The organism is Streptomyces sp. NPDC059398 (genome assembly GCF_042751845.1).
GTDB lineage: Bacteria > Actinomycetota > Actinomycetes > Streptomycetales > Streptomycetaceae > Streptomyces.
This window is the reverse complement of record NZ_JBHYWP010000014.1, coordinates 36,624-55,415: the sequence shown is the minus strand read 5'-3', so window position 1 is coordinate 55,415 and position 18,792 is coordinate 36,624. Positions and strand designations below refer to the sequence as shown.

General features: G+C 69.7%; 15 protein-coding genes. 8 read left to right on the top strand and 7 right to left on the bottom strand.

Going from position 1 to position 18,792, the window contains the following annotated elements; all coding sequences use genetic code 11:
- Window positions 1-195: 195 nt before the first annotated feature.
- The gene (locus ACFXBC_RS07855) at window positions 196-1,176 is read right to left on the bottom strand and encodes an RNA polymerase sigma factor RpoD/SigA (RefSeq protein ID WP_385019875.1); all 981 of its coding nucleotides are present in this window, start codon (window positions 1,174-1,176) and stop codon (window positions 196-198) included.
- 279 nt (window positions 1,177-1,455) lie between these two features.
- On the opposite strand from ACFXBC_RS07855, the gene ACFXBC_RS07850 reads away from it, so the two are divergent.
- On the top strand, window positions 1,456-1,983 hold the full coding sequence (locus ACFXBC_RS07850) for a GNAT family N-acetyltransferase (RefSeq protein ID WP_385019873.1): 528 nt from the start codon (window positions 1,456-1,458) through the stop codon (window positions 1,981-1,983).
- Between the two features lie 110 nt (window positions 1,984-2,093).
- Here the strand turns inward: ACFXBC_RS07850 and ACFXBC_RS07845 are convergent, their stop codons facing one another.
- On the bottom strand, window positions 2,094-2,873 hold the full coding sequence (locus ACFXBC_RS07845; protein ID WP_385019871.1) for a dioxygenase: 780 nt from the start codon (window positions 2,871-2,873) through the stop codon (window positions 2,094-2,096).
- 91 nt (window positions 2,874-2,964) lie between these two features.
- Here ACFXBC_RS07845 and ACFXBC_RS07840 point away from each other — a divergent pair, with 91 nt between their 5' ends.
- Complete coding sequence (locus ACFXBC_RS07840; RefSeq protein ID WP_385019869.1) at window positions 2,965-3,480, top strand: MarR family winged helix-turn-helix transcriptional regulator; 516 nt, start codon at window positions 2,965-2,967, stop codon at window positions 3,478-3,480.
- 97 nt (window positions 3,481-3,577) lie between these two features.
- Here ACFXBC_RS07840 and ACFXBC_RS07835 read toward each other — a convergent pair whose 3' ends face one another.
- The gene (locus ACFXBC_RS07835) at window positions 3,578-5,131 is read right to left on the bottom strand and encodes an MFS transporter (RefSeq protein WP_385019867.1); all 1,554 of its coding nucleotides are present in this window, start codon (window positions 5,129-5,131) and stop codon (window positions 3,578-3,580) included.
- A 410-nt stretch (window positions 5,132-5,541) separates the two neighbouring features.
- Window positions 5,542-6,180 carry a TetR/AcrR family transcriptional regulator gene (locus ACFXBC_RS07830; RefSeq protein WP_385019865.1) on the bottom strand — a complete coding sequence of 213 codons (639 nt, stop codon included), beginning with the start codon at window positions 6,178-6,180 and terminating at the stop codon, window positions 5,542-5,544.
- A 263-nt stretch (window positions 6,181-6,443) separates the two neighbouring features.
- Between ACFXBC_RS07830 and ACFXBC_RS07825 the strand changes: the two genes are divergently transcribed.
- A complete protein-coding gene (locus ACFXBC_RS07825) occupies window positions 6,444-7,787 on the top strand; it encodes a M6 family metalloprotease domain-containing protein (protein WP_385019863.1) in 1,344 nt (447 codons plus the stop codon).
- 61 nt (window positions 7,788-7,848) lie between these two features.
- Here the strand turns inward: ACFXBC_RS07825 and ACFXBC_RS07820 are convergent, their stop codons facing one another.
- Window positions 7,849-9,660 carry a class I adenylate-forming enzyme family protein gene (locus tag ACFXBC_RS07820; protein WP_385019861.1) on the bottom strand — a complete coding sequence of 604 codons (1,812 nt, stop codon included), beginning with the start codon at window positions 9,658-9,660 and terminating at the stop codon, window positions 7,849-7,851.
- Between the two features lie 147 nt (window positions 9,661-9,807).
- Window positions 9,808-10,152: an ATP-binding protein gene (locus ACFXBC_RS07815; protein ID WP_385019948.1), complete on the bottom strand. Its 345-nt coding sequence runs from the start codon at window positions 10,150-10,152 to the stop codon at window positions 9,808-9,810.
- Window positions 10,153-10,788: 636 nt separating this feature from the next.
- Between ACFXBC_RS07815 and ACFXBC_RS07810 the strand changes: the two genes are divergently transcribed.
- From ACFXBC_RS07810 to ACFXBC_RS07790, 5 genes are all read left to right on the top strand, one after another.
- Entirely contained in the window at window positions 10,789-11,661 is an 873-nt protein-coding gene (locus ACFXBC_RS07810) for an RNA polymerase sigma factor SigF (RefSeq protein ID WP_385019859.1), read from the top strand.
- 308 nt (window positions 11,662-11,969) lie between these two features.
- Window positions 11,970-12,728: a FadR/GntR family transcriptional regulator gene (locus ACFXBC_RS07805; RefSeq protein WP_385019857.1), complete on the top strand. Its 759-nt coding sequence runs from the start codon at window positions 11,970-11,972 to the stop codon at window positions 12,726-12,728.
- 311 nt (window positions 12,729-13,039) lie between these two features.
- A complete protein-coding gene (locus ACFXBC_RS07800; protein WP_385019855.1) occupies window positions 13,040-13,918 on the top strand; it encodes a cyclase family protein in 879 nt (292 codons plus the stop codon).
- Between the two features lie 22 nt (window positions 13,919-13,940).
- Entirely contained in the window at window positions 13,941-15,581 is a 1,641-nt protein-coding gene (locus ACFXBC_RS07795; protein ID WP_385019853.1) for an AMP-binding protein, read from the top strand.
- Between the two features lie 219 nt (window positions 15,582-15,800).
- Window positions 15,801-16,886, top strand: a complete 1,086-nt coding sequence (locus ACFXBC_RS07790) for an SMP-30/gluconolactonase/LRE family protein (protein ID WP_385019851.1) — start codon at window positions 15,801-15,803, stop codon at window positions 16,884-16,886.
- A gap of 202 nt (window positions 16,887-17,088) precedes the next feature.
- Here ACFXBC_RS07790 and ACFXBC_RS07785 read toward each other — a convergent pair whose 3' ends face one another.
- Entirely contained in the window at window positions 17,089-18,627 is a 1,539-nt protein-coding gene (locus ACFXBC_RS07785) for a class I adenylate-forming enzyme family protein (protein ID WP_385019849.1), read from the bottom strand.
- Window positions 18,628-18,792 lie beyond the last annotated feature (165 nt).

Here is an 18,792-nt window from a genome sequence, read left to right as displayed (position 1 = left end):
GCGCGCGGTGGAGCGCGGCGAGGTCGGTGCGGACAACCCCGCGCTGGGATTCGTCCCGCACATGATGGTCGGGGGGCTCGGCGCCCCCCACCACCCAGATGGTGAGCCCGCCCCCCCCGCGGGGCGCGCCCCGGCAGTCGGGGACGGAGGCGGCACGAGGGCCACGAAGAGCGCTGGGCTTTCGGTCCGGCCTGTTCACGCCGCCGCGTCGAAGCCCACATCGTCGGCCATCTTCTTCAGTTCGAGCAGGGCGTGCTTCTCGATCTGGCGGATCCGCTCACGCGTCAGACCGTGCTCCTTGCCGACCTCGGTCAGCGTCCGCTCCCGGCCGTCGTCGATACCGAACCGCATCTTGATGATCGAAGCCGTGCGGTGGTCGAGCTTGCCGATCAGCTCGTCGAGCTCCTCGCTGCGCAGCAGCGTCATCACCGACTGCTCGGGCGACACCGCCGACGTGTCCTCCAGGAGGTCACCGAACTGCGTCTCGCCCTGGTCGTCCACCGACATGTTCAGGCTGACCGGGTCACGCGCCCAGTCCAGCACATCGCTCACGCGCTCCGGCTTGGTGTCCAGCTCGGCGGCGATCTCCTCGTGCTCCGGGTCGCGGCCGTGCTCGCGGTTGAACTCGCGCTGGACACGGCGGATCCGGCCCAGCTCCTCCACCAGGTGGACGGGGAGCCGGATGGTGCGCGACTGGTCCGCTATGGACCGGGTGATGGCCTGCCGGATCCACCAGGTCGCGTACGTGGAGAACTTGAAGCCCTTCGCGTAGTCGAACTTCTCGACGGCGCGGACCAGGCCGGCGTTGCCCTCCTGGATGAGGTCGAGCAGCGGCAGACCGGCTCGCGGATAGCGGCGGGCGACGGCGACGACCAGCCGCAGATTGGACCGGATGAAGATGTCCTTGGCGCGCTCCCCGGCGGCGATCAGCGCCTCCAGCTCCTCACGCGAAGCCCCGTCCGCCTCACTCTGCACGGAGCCGTCGAGGATCTGCTGGGCGTACACCCCGGCCTCGATGGTCTGGGACAGCTCGACTTCCTTCTCGGCGTCGAGCAGTGGCGTACGTGCTATTTCGTCGAGGTACATGCCGACCAGGTCGCGGTCGGCGATCTCCCCGCCTACGGCGCGAACGCTGCTTGCCCGGTCGGATCGACGGGCGACGGCACGGGTTGCCATGCGTGCTCCCTAACGTGAGTAACGTGATGAGGTCGCGAATCAGTGGCTCGGTGTTCAGTCGCTGTTCAGTCGCTCGGTTTCAGCGGCTCTGTTGTCATTCGGAGTTGTCGTTCGGAACGGGTCGTTCGGAACGTGTGGTGCGGAACGTGTGGTGCGGAACACCCTCTCCGGTGCCCTGCATCTGATGGAAACAACGACTGGAATCCGGACAGAATTCCCATGACCCGCTCTGTTTTTAGTGATCATGCAGTACCCTGTCCCGCCACCAAGGGAGAGCAGATGTCTGCACAGCGTGCGGAAGTGCAGGTCAGGCCGGGCAGAGAGGCAGATCTCCAAGCCCTCACCGACCTCTACAACCACTACATCCGTGAGACTGCGATCACATTCGACACGAATGTCTTCACTCCCGAGGAACGCCGTCCGTGGCTGCTCTCCCACCCAGAAGACGGCCCTCACCGGCTGCTGGTTGCGCAGGAGGTACCTTCTGCCCGGATTCTCGGCTATGCAACCAGCAGCGCATTCCGGCCGAAGGCCGCGTACGCCACGTCGGTGGAGGTGACCGTCTACTGCGCGCCCGCGGCGGCGGGGCGCGGGATCGGCACGATGCTCTACGGGGCGCTGTTCGAGGCGCTGACGGAGGAGGACGTACACCGGGCGTACGCCGGTATCACCCTGCCCAACGAGGCATCCGCCGCGCTGCACGCCCGCTTCGGCTTCACACCTGTGGGCACCTACCGCGAGGTGGGGCGGAAGTTCGGCACGTACCACGACGTCGCCTGGTACGAGAAGGAGCTGGGCGGAGAGTAGCCGTACGCGCCGGCCCGTCCCGTACGCCACCGGCCCGTCCCGTACACCACCGGGCCCGTCCCGTACATCACCGGCCCGGCACGGGCCCGCACGGAACACCCGCCGCCGCCCTACCCGAACTGCACCGACCGCTTCGCCAGTCCCATCCAGAAGCCGTCGATCACATCACGCCGGCTCTCCAGCCCGTCCCCTGCCGCGCCCAGCGTCACGAAGAGCGGTGCGAAGTGTTCCGTACGCGGGTGGGCGAGCGGCGCGGACGGGGACTTGCGCTCGAAGTCGAGCAGCGCGTCGATGTCCTGCGCCTCCAGCGCCTCCCGCCCCCAGGCGTCGAACTCGGCGGACCAGCCGGGGGTGCCCTCGTGCCGCAGCGCGGCCAGGTTGTGGGTGAAGAAGCCGCTGCCGACGATCAGTACACCCTCGTCGCGCAGCGGGGCCAGCCTGCGTCCGATGTCCATCAGCTGCTGCGGATCGAGCGTCGGCATGGAGATCTGGAGCACCGGTATGTCGGCCTCCGGGAACATCTCGACCAGCGGGACATACGCACCGTGGTCGAGCCCCCGGTCCGGGACGTCCTGGACCGGCTGTCCCGCGCCGCGCAGCAGTTTCCTCACGCTCCCGGCCAGCAGGGGCGCGCCCGGAGCGCCGTAACGCACCTGGTAGTAGTGATCGGGAAAGCCCCAGAAGTCGTAGACGAGGGGGACGGTCCCGGTCGCGCCGAGCGCCAGTGGGGCGTCTTCCCAGTGCGCGGAGACCATCAGGATGGCCTTGGGGCGCGGCAGACCGGCGGACCATGCGGCGAGCTGGCCCGGCCAGACCGGATCGTCGGCGAGCGGTGGCGCGCCATGGGAGAGATAGAGGGCGGGCATACGTTCCGGGGCGGTGATGGTCATGGTCGACAACTCCATTACTTGAAGTCTCAAGCGTTCACTCGGAATCAGACCTTAATCGCATCTAGTTTAATATTCAAGAAAGAGTCGTACAGTGGAGCACATGACCTCGGCACCGCCCCCTGACGAACCGCGCTGGCTCAGCGACGAGGAGCAGCGCATCTGGCGCGCGTACCTCCACGCCACCACGCTCCTGGAGGACCATCTCGACCGCCAGTTGCAGCGCGATGCCGGGATGCCGCACATCTATTACGGGCTCCTCGTGAAGCTCTCCCAGGCGCCCCGGCGGCGGATGCGGATGACCGAGCTGGCGATGGACGCGAAGATCACCCGCTCCCGGCTCTCGCACGCGATAGCGCGGCTGGAACGGAACGGCTGGGTGCGCCGCGAGGACTGCCCGTCCGACAAGCGGGGCCAGAACGCGGTCCTCACGCCGGCCGGTACGAAGGTGCTGGAGCGCACCGCGCCCGGCCATGTGGCGGCCGTACGGCAGGCGTTGTTCGACCGCCTCTCCCCCGAACAGATCGGCCAGCTCGGCGAGATCATGCGGGTCATGGCCGAGGGGCTGCAGCCGCAGGGTGAGGACGCGGATCTGCCCTGGCTCCGCTGACGTCTCTCCTGAGACATCCCTGCGGAACCAGGGCAGATCACCCCTGGGCAGCTCCATGCGAGAGGAGCGCCGTCGGACTACCGTCAGCCGGCTCGGCTCAGTGTGCGATCACCGGGATCGGCACCTCGTCCTCGACCGATTCGGAGTCCCCGGAAGCCGAACCGGAACCGGAGCCGGAAGCCACCGGAGTGACCGAGGGGCGACCGGCGTTGATGAGCGTCAGCGCGATCACCGATGCGACGGCCAGGATGCCCACCGCCACCCAGATCGCGTTCGTGTAGCCGTGCACCAGCGCCTGGGCCTGGACCAGCTTCGCGTTGCCGCCGGCCGCCGCGTGCCCCACGAGGTACGCGGTGGTGGCGGATGCGGCGATCGTGTTCAGCAGCGCCGTGCCGATCGCACCGCCCACCTGCTGCGAGGTGTTGACCATCGCGGAGGCGACACCCGCGTCACGCGGGGCGATGCCGTGCGTGGCGAGCGACATGGCGGGCATGAACGCCGTACCCATGCCGAGCCCCAGCAGCACCATGCCCGGCAGGATCACCGACGCGTACGAGGAGCCGACCTCGATCCGGGTCAGGAGCAGCATCCCGACCGCCGCGACCGCGAAGCCGGGGCCCATCAGGAACCGGGCGGGCACCCGGGTCATCAGCCGGGCGCCGATCTGCGTGGAGCCCGTGATCATGGCGGCGACCATCGGCAGGAAGGCGAAGCCGGTCCTGACCGAGGAGTAGCCCTGTACGACCTGGAGGTAGTACGTCAGGAAGAGGAAGAGGCCGAACATCCCGATGATGGCCAGGCCGAGCGAGGCGTAGATGCCACCGCGGTTGCGGTCGGCGACCACCCGGAGCGGCAGCAGCGGGGCCTTGACCTTCGACTCGACAGCGACGAACGCGCCGAGCAGGACGACGGTGGCGATGAACATGCTGATCGTGACCGGGTCGGACCAGCCGTCGGAAGCGGCGCGCGTGAAGCCGTACACCAGCGAGACCAGACCGGTCGTGGAGAGCAGGACGCCGGGGATGTCCAGCGGCGAACGGTTACGGCCGCCCGCGGGCTCCCGGATCACGAAGTACGCGCCGAGTGCGGCGATGGCCGCAAACGGGATGTTGACGAAGAACGTCCAGCGCCAGTCCAGGTATTCGGTGAGGAAACCGCCGAGCAGCAGACCGACCGCGCCGCCACCGCCGGCGATCGCGCCGAAGATACCGAACGCCTTGGCGCGCTCCTTGGCGTCGGTGAAGGTCACGGCGAGCAGCGACAGCGCGGCCGGCGCGAGGAGCGCGCCGAAGATGCCCTGCGCGGCACGGGAGGTGAGCAGCATCGCCTCGTTGGCGGCGCCGCCGCCGACGGCCGAGGCCGCGGCGAAGCCGAGCAGCCCGATGACGAAGGCGCGCTTACGGCCCCACAGGTCGCCGATCCGGCCGCCGAAGAGCAGCAGTCCGCCGAAGGCGAGGGCGTAAGCCGTGATGACCCACTGCTTGTTGGCGTCCGAGATACCCAGGTCGACCTGGGCGTGCGGCAGCGCGATGTTCACGATGGTCGCGTCGAGCACCACCATCAGCTGCGCCAGGGCGATGAAGACGAGCGCTCTCCATCGATTGGGGTCAGGGAGTGATATGTCAGGAGTTTTCGCTATGGGATTCGACATGGCTGTTGACATGACGGGAGCCACCTAGGGGTGCGGAGAGATCAGTGAGATCAGGGAGGTCAGAGAGGTCAGTAGGGCAACGAGAGGGTCCCGGGCAGCAGTTCAGGGGTGAAGAAGAAGTCCTGAGCGTCTGAGCGGGGGTGCGGAAGCAGCACTCCGGGGCGCACTCGGCCGTGCGGTTCACGGGGGTGCGCTTGGCGGTGCGTGTTTCGCGGGTGTGAGAGTCGCGGTGTGTGTTTCGCGGGTGTGAGAGTCGCGGGGCGCTGCGGTCGCGCGCTTCAGGCGCGTACGCGGGCGTGGGGCATCGAGGTCAGGCGGGCAATGCGGGCGTCCTGTTCAGGCGTCGTGGTCGAGCGGTGAATGCGGTCCGTGTGCGGTCCGCAGGTGTTCCGTATGCGTGACGGCTGGTGTCACGTCGGCCGGCGCAGGTCCTCAAGGGTCGCCGGTGACCCCGGAAGTACCGTCCGCGCCGAGGTCTGGAGCCCGTCGAGGAACAGCTGCAGATGACGGTGGACGAAGCGGTCGAGCCCCAGACAGCCCGCGCCGGGCAGCGGCCTGGTGAGCTGGGAGAGGGCGACGAACAGGTCTCCGACCGCGATGTCGGAGCGCAGCCGCCCTTCCTGCCGTGCCCGGCTCATGAGGTCCTCGACGGACTCCGCGAGCCGGTCACGCGCCGCCAGGATCTCCGTGTCCGCGCGGTCGAAGCCGTCCGAGAGCATCGGGCAGAGCGCCCCGATCTTCTCGTCGGCCGCGGCGTGCACAAAACGGCGGAGGGCGGCGAAACTGTCGGGCTCCTCGGCGATGGCCGCCTCCACCTGGTCCGCGAGGCGGGCCATGACGGAGAGCACCACATGCCGGAAGAGATCGATCCGGTCGGGGAAGTGACGGTAGAGCGTGGCGTTGCCGACGCCCGCCCGGCGGGCGATCTCGTCGAGCGGCACATCCGGCCCGTACTCCACGAAGATCTCACGCGCGGCCGAAACGATCCGCTCCCGGTTGCGCAGGGCGTCGGCCCTGGTGCGCGGCCGGACGGCGGTGGCGGTTCCCACGGCGCTCCCCTTCCCTTCCGTCACCGGATCGGTAACCGGAAAAGGACTCCCCGGTTCGCTGTGACACCGGTGCAAACGGGGAAACGGTCCCCAGTTATTTCCCCCGCCGAACGTGACCTGCGCCACAGGGTCGCACCACATCCGGTAAGCCCGGAATGTCCACGATCGGCCCAGCCCAGCGCGCGCCTCCGTCCCGCCCGACACAGGGTGATCGAACGAGCGCAGTTCGGAACCGTCGGCTGCCGCGGACCGAAGGCGAAGGCATGCATGAGACCCGCCCCAGGTCGAGCGGCAGCCCCTCCGGCCGTTCACGGACCCCCCGCTCCCGGATACGTTCCCCCCGGCGCCCGCTGGCCCTCGTCACCCTGACCGCGCTCGCCCTGACCGCGCTGACGTCGGGAAGCACCACTCTGATCCAGAGGACTCCGGCGGGCGGCCCCACCGGGCGGCTCTCCGTACGCGCCGACCACGCCGGATCCTCCGTCTCGCTCAGCCCGTGCCGGATCGGCGGCGCGCTGGGCGTCCAGATGTCCGAGGGGCTGCCGACCGCACCGGGCTACGCCCGCTCGACCGGCGCCGTCCACGCCCTGACCCTCATGATCGACTTCCCGGACGCGCAGGGCTCCGAGCCCGCGATGAAGCGGTACGGCGAGTTCTTCCCGCAGACCTCCACCTGGTACCGCACCAGTTCCTACGGGCGGCTCGACTACCACCCCGAGGCCCCCGTGAAGCGCTGGCTGCGGATGCCGTCGCCGTTCAGCTCGTACGGGATACAGCGGGGCTCCCCGTACCAGCCGGGGTACCGGCGGCTCGCCCAGGACATCGTGAAGGCGGCCGACCGGCAGGTGGACTTCCGCAAGTACGACCTGATCAATGTGCTGGCCTCCCCGAACGCGGGGCCTTCGGCGCTGGACACCGTGCTCTCGGTGACCTTCTCGGGCAATGACGAGGCGCCCGTCGCGGACGGCGTGAAGCTCTCCAACATGTCGTTCATCTACAGCCGTCAGGACGACGGATCGGGCTCGTACAACCACACCGGCTACCGCGTCCTGCCGCACGAGAACGGCCACACCTTCGGCCTCCCCGACCTCTACACATCGAGCGGCGGCGGCTCGGTCGGGCACTGGGACATCATGTCCGAGGACTGGGGGGCCAACAACGACATGCTGGGCTGGCACAAGTGGAAGCTCGGCTGGCTGGACGACAAGCAGGTCAGCTGCGCTTCGACGCCCGGCACCCACGAGGCGGCGCTCTCCCCGCTGGAGACGCGCGGCGGCACCAAGCTCGCGGTGATCCCGATGTCCGAGTCCGCCGCCTATGTGGTCGAGGTACGGACCCGGGCGGGCAACGACGACGCGGTGTGCCGCCCCGGAGTGCTCGTCTACCGGGTCGACGGCGACGTCGACACCGGCCAGGGCCCGGTCTCCGTCAGGGACAGCACCCCGGACAGCGGGGGGTGCACCCTGCGCGCCAATGTCCAGGCCGAACTGTCCGACGCCCCGTACACGGTGGGCCAGACCTTCACCGACGCGGCGCACGGGATCATCATCAACGTCACCGGCAAGGACAGGTCCGGGGACTACCGGGTGCGCATCACACGCTCCTGACAGGAGCCGACCGGCCGCCCGATCCGTTCTGCCGGGTAAGCCGGTATGCCGGGTCAGCCGGTCAGCCGCCCCGCGTCACCTGCTCCTGGACGGGCCCGCGCAGCTCGCGCTTGAGCACCTTGCCCGTCGCGTTTCGCGGCAGCGGCTCCGCCCGTACGAGGACGTACGCCGGGACCTTGAAGGCGGCCAGCGACTCCCCGACATGCGCCCGGAGCGCGTCGGGCGTGGCCTCGCTGCCGTCCCGCAGCTGCACCACGGCGGCGACCTCCTCGCCGAGGACCGGGTGCGCGACCCCGAGCACCGCCGCGTCCAGCACATCGGGGTGCGCGTGCAGGGCGGCCTCCACCTCGACGCAGTACACGTTCTCGCCGCCCCGGACGACCATGTCCTTGATCCGGTCCACCACGCTGACCCGGCCCTCCTGGACGGTCGCGAGGTCCCCGGTCCTGAACCAGCCGTCCTGGAAGGCGGCGGCCGTGGCCTCGGGGGCGTTCCAGTACCCGCGCACGAGCGCCTGCCCGCGCAGCCACAGCTCGCCGACCTCCCCGTCGGGCAGCGCCCGCCCGGACCGGTCCGCGATGCGTACCTCGGTGGCGGGGGTCGGGCGGCCGACGCTCCCGGGGTGGGCGCGGTACTCGGCGCCGAAGTTCGCCAGCACGCCGCCGCACGTCTCGGTCAGCCCGTAACCGTTCCGCGGCTCGATACGCCCGCTGTGCCGGGCCACGACTGTGCGTACGAGTTCGGGCGGGGCCGCCGCTCCCCCGGTGCTCAGCATGGCCAGACTCTCCAGTCCGTCGCCGCCGCGCTCGGCCGCTTCGAGCAGCTGGAGGGCGGTGGCGGGGACGCCCGCGTAGTGGGTGACGCCGTGCGTACGGATGGCGGCCAGGGCGCGGTCCGCGTCCCACTTCCGCAGCAGGACGAGCGTGCCGCCCACGGACATCGCCGCGTAGACGCTGGTGAAAGCGGCCACATGGAAGAACGGGAAGGTCATCAGCGCCACGGGCGCCGGGCCATCGCCGGGGACCGCGCCACGCGCCAGGGTGGAGGCGGCCGCGTGGTAGAGGGGGTTCATCATGGCGCCGACCTGCGCGAGCTGCGTGGCCACCGCGCCCTTGGGGCGGCCCGTGGTGCCCGAGGTGTAGATGATCGTGGCATCGTCCTCGGGGCGGATCTCCACATCGGGCGGGCCGAGCGCGGGGTCGGCGGGCGGCAGGTCCTCGTAGCGCTCGATGCGTGCGTACGCGGGGGGCGCGGCCGGGCAGGAAGCATCCGCGTCGTGGTGGACGTCCTGGTGGAAGGTGACGAGCCGGGGCCGGTCGTCGCCGTCCGGTCGCCCCTGGCGCTCGGCCCACGGCAGCACCCGTCCCAGCCGCTCACCGTCGACCAGCAGCACCCGGGGCCGGCAGTCGTCGAGCGCGTACGTGAACTCGTCCCCGGTCCACCAGGCGTTGAGCGGTACGGCGACGAGCCCGGCCAACTGGGCGGCCCAGAAGGCGATCTGCCACTCGGGGTGGTTCCGCATCGCGACCACCGCGCGGTCGCCCGGAGCGAGCCCGTACACATCGACGAACCGCCGGGCGAGCGCGCAGGCGGCGGCGAAGAACTCGCCATAGGTGTACGTATCGCCCTCGGCGACCAGGAAAGGCTGGTCGCCGTAGGCCCACACGGCTTCCACGAACTCCCGCAGAGTGCGCGGCCCGCTCGCGTACACCGGGGAACCGTCATCGGCGGCGACCACGGCGAAGGGTGCGCCGGGGGCGCTCAGTGCGGCTTCGACGGCGACGGGGCCGGGGACGGAGGCGGCGGGCCGGCCGGTGGGAGCAGCCTGCCCGGTGGGGCCGGGGGAAGCGGTGGGGGGCTCGGTCTGCGGCACTGAAGACCCTTTCTAAGCGCTTGCTCAGTCCCCTGGGACGCTATGCCCGCATCTGCACCCGGTCAAGAACACCCACAGCCCCGGCCTCTCACGACCGCGTCACCGCATCACCGCGTCACCGCATCACCGCATCACCGCATCACCGCATCACCGCATCAGGGTCGCGCAGACGACCTTCCCGCCGCCGGCGGCATCACGTACGGCGACGGTACGGGCGAGCCGCTGCACCATCGGCCAGCCGAAGCCGCCGGTGCAGCCGGTCAGATCGGGGGTGCGGTCCTGCGGATGCGCCGGGCTGGGATCCGCGACGGCGACCTCGACGCTGCGCCGGTCCGCCCTGAGCCGCATGGAGGTCACGCCTCCGGCGTGACGCAGGGCGTTGGTGACCAGCTCTGAGACGAGCAGAACCAGATTCTGTGACACATGCGCAGGCGGGGCGGGGTGCAGGCCACCGAGAAACCTGGAGGCGGCATCCCGGGCCTCCGCCGCGATACGCGGCCGACAGGTCCAGTCGGCGAACTGACGGCCGACGCCGTCCGATTCACTGCCGCGCTCACCCTCGGGCCGCGCACCGGACGCCCCGTCGGACCACCCGTCGGAATTTCCGTCGCGCCGCACGCCGGGCTCGGCGTCCATGCTCCGCTCGCCGACATCCTGCCGCATATGACTCACCCCGCCTAGAGAAACGCCCTTCCTGGCACGCCCGTTCATTTCCTTCTGACTGCGCGCCTACCCCCGGCTGGAGAGTTCAGTGCAATTACTTCCCCATTCACTCGCCCGCAGGAACGGGAGCGAGTGAATGGGAATGAACCGGAATAGGCGGGGAATCAGAAATCCCGGCGGGCCCCCGAAGGATCCACAGAGGGATCCACGCACAGAACGCCGCGCGGACAGGACAGAGAGCGGACAGGACAGAGACAGCAGGCGGGACCGCGACTCGGCAGCGGTATTCGGCAGCGGTATGACGTGACACAAGGCGGATGGGGGCGGATCCACGGCCGCTCCCCCCAGGCATATACGGACAAACCACCACACACCTCTCCTCATTCGTCCCAGAGGGATTGAAGTCCCGATCGCCGGGCAGGAGCGGTCATTGAACGGGGTCCGCTACTTGGGGAGGCTGAAAACATGACGCAGACATCCGCGCATGCCGCCACTGCTACGGCACCGCCGGAGGTGGGCGATCTCCCGTGGATCGAAGACGCGGGGAAGGTCGCACCGAAGGACGCGCGAGAACTTTCTAAGATCTTTTTTGACCAGCTCCAGGTCCTCGAAGAGGGCACGCACGCATACCAGTACGCCCGCAACACCCTTATTGAAATGAACCTCTCACTGGTGAGGTTCGCCGCCAGCCGGTTCCGTCACCGTGGCAGCGGCGAGATGGAGGACATCAACCAGGTCGGCACCATCGGTCTCATCAAGGCCATCGACCGGTTCGACCTGTCGCGCGAGGTGGAATTCACCACCTTTGCCGTTCCTTACATCGTGGGCGAGATCAAGCGCTTCTTCCGTGACACCAGCTGGGCCGTCCATGTTCCGCGGCGGCTCCAGGAGTTGCGGGTCGAGATCGCCAAGGGGAAGGAACACCTGGCGGTCAAGCTCGACCGTGACCCGACCGTCGCCGAACTGGCCGAGCACCTCCAGCTCACCGAGGACGAGATCGTCGAGGGCATCGTCGCGAGCAACGGCTACACAGCCGGCTCGCTCGACATGCCCAACGAGTCGAACGGTGACGGCCAGGCCACCAAGAGCGGCCGCACCTTCGCCGATGTCCTGGGCGAGGCCGACCCCGCCATGGAGACAGTCGAGGACCTGCAGGCCCTGGCACCGCTGCTGAGCAAGCTGGACAACCGCGAACGCCGCATCGTGGAGATGCGCTTCGGCGAGGAGCTGACCCAGTCCCAGATCGGCGAGAAGCTGGGCATCTCGCAGATGCATGTCTCCCGTCTCCTGTCGCGCATCCTGAAGAGCCTGCGCAGCGGAATGCTCGTCGAGGAGTAACGCACCCTCGTCAACCCCGCTCACACGGACCACAGCACCGCGCAGCGCGACCGCGCCGGACACCACCAACCCCGGGTGTCCGGCGCGGTCGCGTTCCGCCCCGGGCCCACCGCCGAGGCCGAGGCACCCCCAGCCCACAGCCCACAGCCCACAGGATGAGGCGACTCATTTGGTCTCGCCGTTGAATGGGAGCCGAACAGCAAGCGGCACAGCTCACAGCCCCTCTATAGTGCTGCGCAGGAAGAGTGCTCTCTATGCACTGACGGCGTTGCCACGGCAATGATTCTCAGACAGGACAGATCTCGTCCATGACAAGTGACCGGAAGAGTGACGCCGCACCTGCCGGACGGGGAAGTCAGCGACTCGCCGAGACCGTGGCGGAGCTGATCGAGAAGGACATCGTGAAGGAGGGCTGGCGCACCGGTTCGGTCCTCGGATCCGAGCGGGAGCTGATCGAACGCTATGGCGTGAGCCGTGCCGTGTTCCGCGAAGCCGTACGGCTCATCGAGCACCACCAGATGGCCCGTATGCGCCGTGGGCCGGGCGGTGGCCTCGTCGTCACCGAACCGGATCCCGGCATCGTCCGCGACGCCGCGCGGGTCTACCTCCGGCACGCGGCCGTCAGCCGCCGTCAGTTGCTTGAGGCTCGGATGTCCCTCGAACTCGCCGGTGTCACCAGCGCGATCGAGAAGCTGACCGAGTCGGGGATCGCCCGGCTGACGGAAGCGCTCGACACCGAGCAGGAGTTGCTGGACCGGGGCGTGACGCTCGGGCACGCGCGCAATCTCCACCGTGTGATCGCCGAGCTGGCCGGCAATCCGGCGATCACGCTCTTCGTCGAGGTGCTGGCCCAGCTCGACCAGGACATGGTGCAGGACGAGTGGGAGTCCGGCGACCAGCCGGACGAGGAGAACCGCGACGCCGCGGCCAAGTCCCACCAGGCGCACCGGGCCATGGTCGAGGCGATCGTGGCCGGCGACGCCGCGCTCGCACAGCACCGCATGCGGCGGCACCTGCAGGCCGTGGCGGAGCTGCTGAAGAACGAGTCCGCGAAGAACGAGCCGTAGCCGCCGCCCGGCTCCCCACCCGATCTCCCGGCTCCCCATCCGATCTCCCGGCTCCCCGTCCGGCCGTGATCCACACGCCAGGGAGCCTGCGTCAAAAAGTGCACTCTTTGGTGCGGGCCGGAGGTGCCGTTCACGCAGAACATCCCCTTCAAAGGCAAGTTCGTTCCGAGCCACTTCAGGGCTAGACCGGGTTGGAGTGCAATGAGTACACTGAACCCAGGCTGAGCGGGGGGCTCGCGGTGCCCGTCACGACCTGTTCCACAGCGGCGTTCGGGCCACCTCTCCAGCGAATCGCGAAAGGGACGGTCCTCATGAACTCGCAGACCCGGCCGCAGCACCGCGCGGATGACCTTCTCCGTGATCTCGGCATCCCCTCCCGAGGCGCGGTGTACGACCTGTCCTCAGGCTGGTGGCGGCATATGCCCACCTTCGACGGCTACCCGCGCTTCGAGCTCGTCACGTACAACTCCCCGCACGGCCAGCGCACATCCGGGCGGTTCCCGTTCGACAACCCCGATGACAACCAGGTCCAGTTCGGCTACGTGTCCGAGCTCATGTCGGGAAGCCTGCACACCGGGACCCATATCGACGCGCTCTGCCACATCACGTGCGGCGACAAGGACGAATGGCACGGCGGTGTGTCGGCGAACGACGCACTGGGCGACTACGGTGCCGAGCGCGGGGACGCGTCGGAACTGGCTCCCATCGTCGGCAGGGGCGTCCTCCTCGACGTCCCCCGGGCGCTCGGCCTCGATGTCCTGCCGCCCCACTTCGCCGTCGGCGAGCAGCATCTGCGGCAGGCCGCCGAAGCCGCCGGGGTGACCGTCCGGCAGGGGGACATCGTGCTGGTGCGGACGGGGCAGATGAAGTACTGGCCCGACATGGACCTGATCAGCAAGCACAGCGGCGGCAGTGGTGTCGCGCTCGACGGGGCCCAGTGGCTCGTGTCGCAGGGCGCGGGCTATGTGGCCGCGGACACGATGTCCTTCGAGGTGCGGCCTTCGACGGTGCCGGGGAATCAGCTCCCGGTGCATCTGTACCTCCTCCAGGAGCAGGGCATCCACATCATCGAGTGGGTCAACTGCGAGGGCCTGGCCGCCGATTCGGTCGCCAGTTTCCTCTTCGTGGGCCTGCCGCTGACCATTCGCGGCGGCACGGGTTCGCCGCTCCGGCCGATCGCCGTGGCGTAACCGCGCGAGAGAGGGCATCGAGATGCACGGGATGGTCTTCTCCGAACTGACTCCGGTGGCGTTCGCCGCACGCGCCGCCAAGGTGTTCGCCGACCGCCCCGCGGTCGTCGACGGCGACCTGCGGTACTCCTACGCCGAACTCTGGCACCGGGCACAGGCGCTGGCCGGTGTCCTTGCCGGACACGGGGTGCGGCCGGGCGACCGGGTCGCGCTCCTGGCCCCCAACACCCACGTACTGCTTGAGGCGCACTACGGGGTGCCGCTGGCCGGTGCGGTGCTCGTGGCGCTCAACACCAGGCTGGCGCCCGCCGAGATCGCCTACATCCTCGATCACAGCGGCGCCCGGGTGGTGATCGTGGACGCTTCCTGCCGCGAGGCGCTGACCGAGGCTCTGAAACACAGCGATGTCCGGCCGTCCGTGATCAACTCCGGGCAGCCGGGGGACGAGTACGAATCGTTGCTGTCGGGCGCCACCCCGCGGGCGGTGGCGGTCACCGACGAGAGATCGCTGCTGTCGGTCAACTACACCAGCGGGACGACCGGCCGGCCGAAGGGGGTGATGTACCACCACCGCGGCGCCTATCTCCAGGCGCTGGCGATGGCGTACCACGCGAAGCTGGACACGTCGTCGCGGTATCTGTGGACGCTGCCGATGTTCCACACCAACGGCTGGTGCTTCCCCTGGGCGGTGACCGCGGCCGGGGCGGTGCACCACTGTCTGCGCAAGGTGAGCCCGCCGGACATCTGGCGTGCCCTCCACGAGAGCGGTGTCACCCACTTCTGTGCCGCGCCCACCGTGCTGGCCATGCTGGCCGACGACCCCGGCGCGGCGACGCCGGTCTCACAGCCGGTACGGGTGTTCGTCGGGGGCGCGCCGCCCTGGCCGGCCCTGCTCGCCAGGATGAGCGCGCTCGGCATCGAGGTCCGTCATCTCTACGGCCTCACCGAGACGTTCGGCCCGGCCGTCGTGTGCGACCCGCAGCCCGAGTGGCAGGAGCTGCCGGCCGAACGGCGCGCACCGCTGATGGCCCGGCAGGGCATCGCGAACATCGTCGCCGAACCGCTGCGGGTGGTCGGTCCCGACGGCGCCGACGTACCGGCCGACGGCAGGACGCTCGGCGAGATCCTGCTGCGCGGCAATGACGTGATGCTCGGCTACTACCGTGACGAGGCGGCGACCGCGGCCGCGACGACGGCCGATGGCTGGTTCCGCTCGGGCGATCTGGGCGTGCTGCATCCGGACGGCTATGTCGAGCTGCGCGACCGGGCCAAGGACGTCATCATCTCGGGCGGCGAGAACATCACCTGCGTCGAGGTGGAGAACGCGCTCGCGGAGCACCCGGCGGTGCTGGAGGCGGCGGTGGTCGGCGCCCCGCACCCGAAATGGGGTGAGGTTCCGGTCGCCTACGTCACGCCACGGGCCGGCGCTTCGGTCACCGGGGCGGAGCTGACCGCCTTTGTGCGGGCCAGGATCGCGGGGTTCAAGACGCCGCGCCAGGTGGTCTTCTGCGAGCTGCCCAGGACGTCGACCGGAAAGATCCAGAAGAACCTGTTGCGGCAACGGGCCGCGCACGGCACCGACGCGGACGTTCAGCACACCGCGACCGGCAGCCACACCGCGATCGGTCAGGACACCGCGAACGAACTGCCTCCGGGCCGGTGACCTGAGGAAGCCCACGGCCTCGTCAGGCCGCTCCGGCGGATCCCCGTAACAGGCAGGGGATCCGCAGCCCTGCCGCCGCCCATGCCTCCGCCCTGCCGCAGCGCAGACCCTTCGCGGTCACGGAGCGGCGTTCTCGAAGCGGCGTCGCGGGGGCGCATCTCGAAGCGGCATCTCGAAGCAGCAGGACCATGACCCAAGAGCAGTGGACCGGGAGAGAACATGACCAAGACCAGGAGAACCTTCGCGCTCGCGGCCGCCTTCGTGGTGGCCCTCGCTGTCGGAGGTCCGGTGGCCGCGACCGCCGCCACGACGCACGGCACCGGAAGCGCCGGGTCGGCCGGCGCCGGAAGCACCGCCACAGCACCGGGCGGGGAGCGGGAACCCGCGCCGCGCGTCATCCGGGCGACTCAGGACGCCCGCGTGGCACCGCTGGACCCGCCGTCGGAGTACGGGCACGCGACCGTGCTGGAGGGCCCCGCCTTCGGTCCCGACGGGCGGCTGTACTTCGTCGACTTCACCGCTCCGGCCGGGAAGCCCAAGATCCTCCGGTACGACCTGCGCACGAAGGCGGTCAAGCCGCTCTACACCGACACCGCGAGCCGCTTCTCGTCCCTGCAGTTCAGCCCGGTCGACGGGAAGATGTACGTCACCGACTACGACAACGGGAAGATCGACCGCCTCAACCGCGACGGCACCGGCTTCACGACCGTCTTCTCGGGTCCGGTGGGCGGCCGGAAGCTGGTCCCCGACGACATCGCGTTCAACAGGACGGGCGACATGTACGTCACCGACTACCACGGCTCCCTGGCGAAAGCGGACGGCCGGGTGGTACGTATCGACGCCGACGGCAGCCATCCGAGCGTCCTCCAGGACGGCCTGTCCGGGCCCAACGGCATCTCGTTCACCCCGGACTACTCCGGCCTGTGGGTGGGCGAGTACAACCTCGGCCGCGAGGACGCCCTCACCCTCGCCCCCGATGGGAAGAGCGTCGTCGCGGCCGGTGTGGGGATGTCCGCCAACACCGGGAGCGGCGGATTCGACTCCAACACCGTCGACGCCGCAGGCAATGTGTACCAGGTGGTGCTCGGCTCGGGGAAGATCGTCGTCTGGAACCGGACGGGCGACCTGATCGCCACGATCCGGATACCGCAGCAGCCCAAGCCGGAACTCCTCGTCAGCAACCTGGTGATCAAGCCGGGCACGACCCACGGGTACATCACCGTGGGCGGTGACAACGGCGGTTACGTCTACAAGTTCCCGGCCCTGGCGCCCGGGATCGCGCAGTCCAACGGGGGCGGCGCCTGAGGCCCCGTCAGTCCGCTTCCGTACGGCCGGTGGCGGTGGACCCGTCACCGGCCGCTCCTGCGGGGACGCACCCGGCCGCGCCCGCACACCAGGACCCACAGAACCCGCAGACCGCCCAGGCCCCGCAGAACCGCAGAACCCGCAGAACCCGCGTACGCCGCGCTCCCGCAAAGAACCCGCAGAACCGGCGCACGCCGAACCGCTACGCCCCGGCGCCGGTGTCCGTGGCCTCGGCCAGGGCCTCCGCGCGCACCCGGCGCCGGTCGGGCTTGCTGTTCGGGGTGAGCGGGATGGCGTCGAGCAGGCGCACGTTCTTGGGGATCTTGTAGCCCGCCAGATCCGTACGGCAGAAGCCGCGCAGCTCCTCCAGGCCGACCGTCCTGTCGTCGACGGTCACGATCCCGGCCTCGACCCGCTCCCCCCAGTGCCCGTCCGGCAGTCCGTACACCACGGCGTCGGCGATGTGCGGGTGACGGAGGATCACCTCCTCGACCTCCCGCGGGTAGACGTTCTCACCACCGCTGATGATCACCTCTTTGCGGCGGCCCGCGATGAACACCCAGCCGTCCTCCGTCCGTGAGGCACGGTCCCCGATGTGCACGCCGTCGGCCCGGAACGTCTCGGCGGACTCATCGGGCAGTCCGTAGTACCCGTGGGCCTGCCAGGGGCAGGCGACCACGAGGTCGCCGACCGCACCCGCGGGGACCTCGGCGCCGTCCTCACCGATGATCCGGACGGTCGCGCCGGGAAGCGGCCTGCCCACTCCGGTGAACCGGCCGGCCAGCAGGTCCTCGTGGTCGAAGCCCATGACCGAGCCGAACTCGGTCGCACCGAATCCGGCGCGGATCCGGGCGCGGGGGAAGTCGCGCAGCAGATCGCGTACGAAGCCGTCCGTGGACGGAGCGGAGCCGAAGCGGATCGCCGTGACGTTCTCGCGGCGGGTGGTGGCGAAGTCGGGGTGGCGGCGGAGCGCGGTGAACATCGTCGGCGCGCCCATCAGCCTGCTGGCGCCCCGGTCGATGGCCGCGAGTGCGGAGCCCGCGTCGAACCGCCGCTGGATCCAGACCTCCCCGCCCGCGAGCAGCGGGGCCAGCAGGTTGGTGCCCAACGTGATGTGGAAGAACGGCGAGAAGAACAGCTCGATGTCCGCGGGTGTACGGGGATTCCCGTGGGCGCAGGTGTTCAGCCAGAGCCACAGGCTGCGATGGGTGTGGAACACGCCCTTCGGGCTTCCGGTCGTGCCGCCGGTGGCGAAGATGACGGCCATCGCGTCCTCGTCCGGGGGCGCGAGCGGCCCGCCGTCGCAGGCCAGCGGGGCCGTACGGTCCGCGATGGGCAAGCGGTCGGCGGCGGCCGGGAGTTCGATGACCCGGTAGCCCGTCTCATGGGCGAGCGGCGCGTGGGCGGGGTCGGTGATGACGGCGGCGGGGCGGAGCGTGGCGAGGTAGGAGCGTGCTTCGGGCCCGGTCAGCCGGGCGTTGAGCGGTGCGGCCACCAGACCGGCGGCGAGGGCGCCGAGTATGACCACGGTATGGGGTATGGACGGCTCCATGGCCGTCACGACCCGGTCCCCGGTGCCCAGTCCGGCCCGGCGCAGACCGGCGGCGACGGCGTCCACCGCATCGACCAGTTCGGTGTAGGTCAGCTCGCCGGAGTCGTCGCACAGCGCCCGCCGGTGCGCTCCGTGCGACCCGGCACCGATGGTGCGCAGCCAGTTGGGCAGTGTCAGTTCAGCACCCATGAAGTTGCTCCCTTGGTTGTCAACCGGCGCGGTCAGCGCGAGGAGTTCCCCTTCAAGCCATTGGCTCAAACCGTAATTGAGTGCTACTTACTCGCCCATGAAGGGGCGCTTCGCGCCGTGACTCCGCACCTTACCCTCCGACTCCGTATGCGCCAGGTCTTGCCG

Excerpts from the sequence above, each read along its gene's own strand:
- ACFXBC_RS07810 (WP_385019859.1), top strand. The coding sequence starts at position 10,789 with ATGACGCAGACATCCGCGCATGCCGCCACTGCTACGGCACCGCCGGAG.
- ACFXBC_RS07825 (WP_385019863.1), top strand. The coding sequence starts at position 6,444 with ATGCATGAGACCCGCCCCAGGTCGAGCGGCAGCCCCTCCGGCCGTTCA.
- ACFXBC_RS07855 (WP_385019875.1), bottom strand. The coding sequence starts at position 1,176 with ATGGCAACCCGTGCCGTCGCCCGTCGATCCGACCGGGCAAGCAGCGTT.
- ACFXBC_RS07835 (WP_385019867.1), bottom strand. The coding sequence starts at position 5,131 with ATGTCGAATCCCATAGCGAAAACTCCTGACATATCACTCCCTGACCCC.
- ACFXBC_RS07805 (WP_385019857.1), top strand. The coding sequence starts at position 11,970 with ATGACAAGTGACCGGAAGAGTGACGCCGCACCTGCCGGACGGGGAAGT.
- ACFXBC_RS07785 (WP_385019849.1), bottom strand. The coding sequence starts at position 18,627 with ATGGGTGCTGAACTGACACTGCCCAACTGGCTGCGCACCATCGGTGCC.
- ACFXBC_RS07795 (WP_385019853.1), top strand. The coding sequence starts at position 13,941 with ATGCACGGGATGGTCTTCTCCGAACTGACTCCGGTGGCGTTCGCCGCA.
- ACFXBC_RS07850 (WP_385019873.1), top strand. The coding sequence starts at position 1,456 with ATGTCTGCACAGCGTGCGGAAGTGCAGGTCAGGCCGGGCAGAGAGGCA.
- ACFXBC_RS07800 (WP_385019855.1), top strand. The coding sequence starts at position 13,040 with ATGAACTCGCAGACCCGGCCGCAGCACCGCGCGGATGACCTTCTCCGT.
- ACFXBC_RS07845 (WP_385019871.1), bottom strand. The coding sequence starts at position 2,873 with ATGACCATCACCGCCCCGGAACGTATGCCCGCCCTCTATCTCTCCCAT.
- ACFXBC_RS07790 (WP_385019851.1), top strand. The coding sequence starts at position 15,801 with ATGACCAAGACCAGGAGAACCTTCGCGCTCGCGGCCGCCTTCGTGGTG.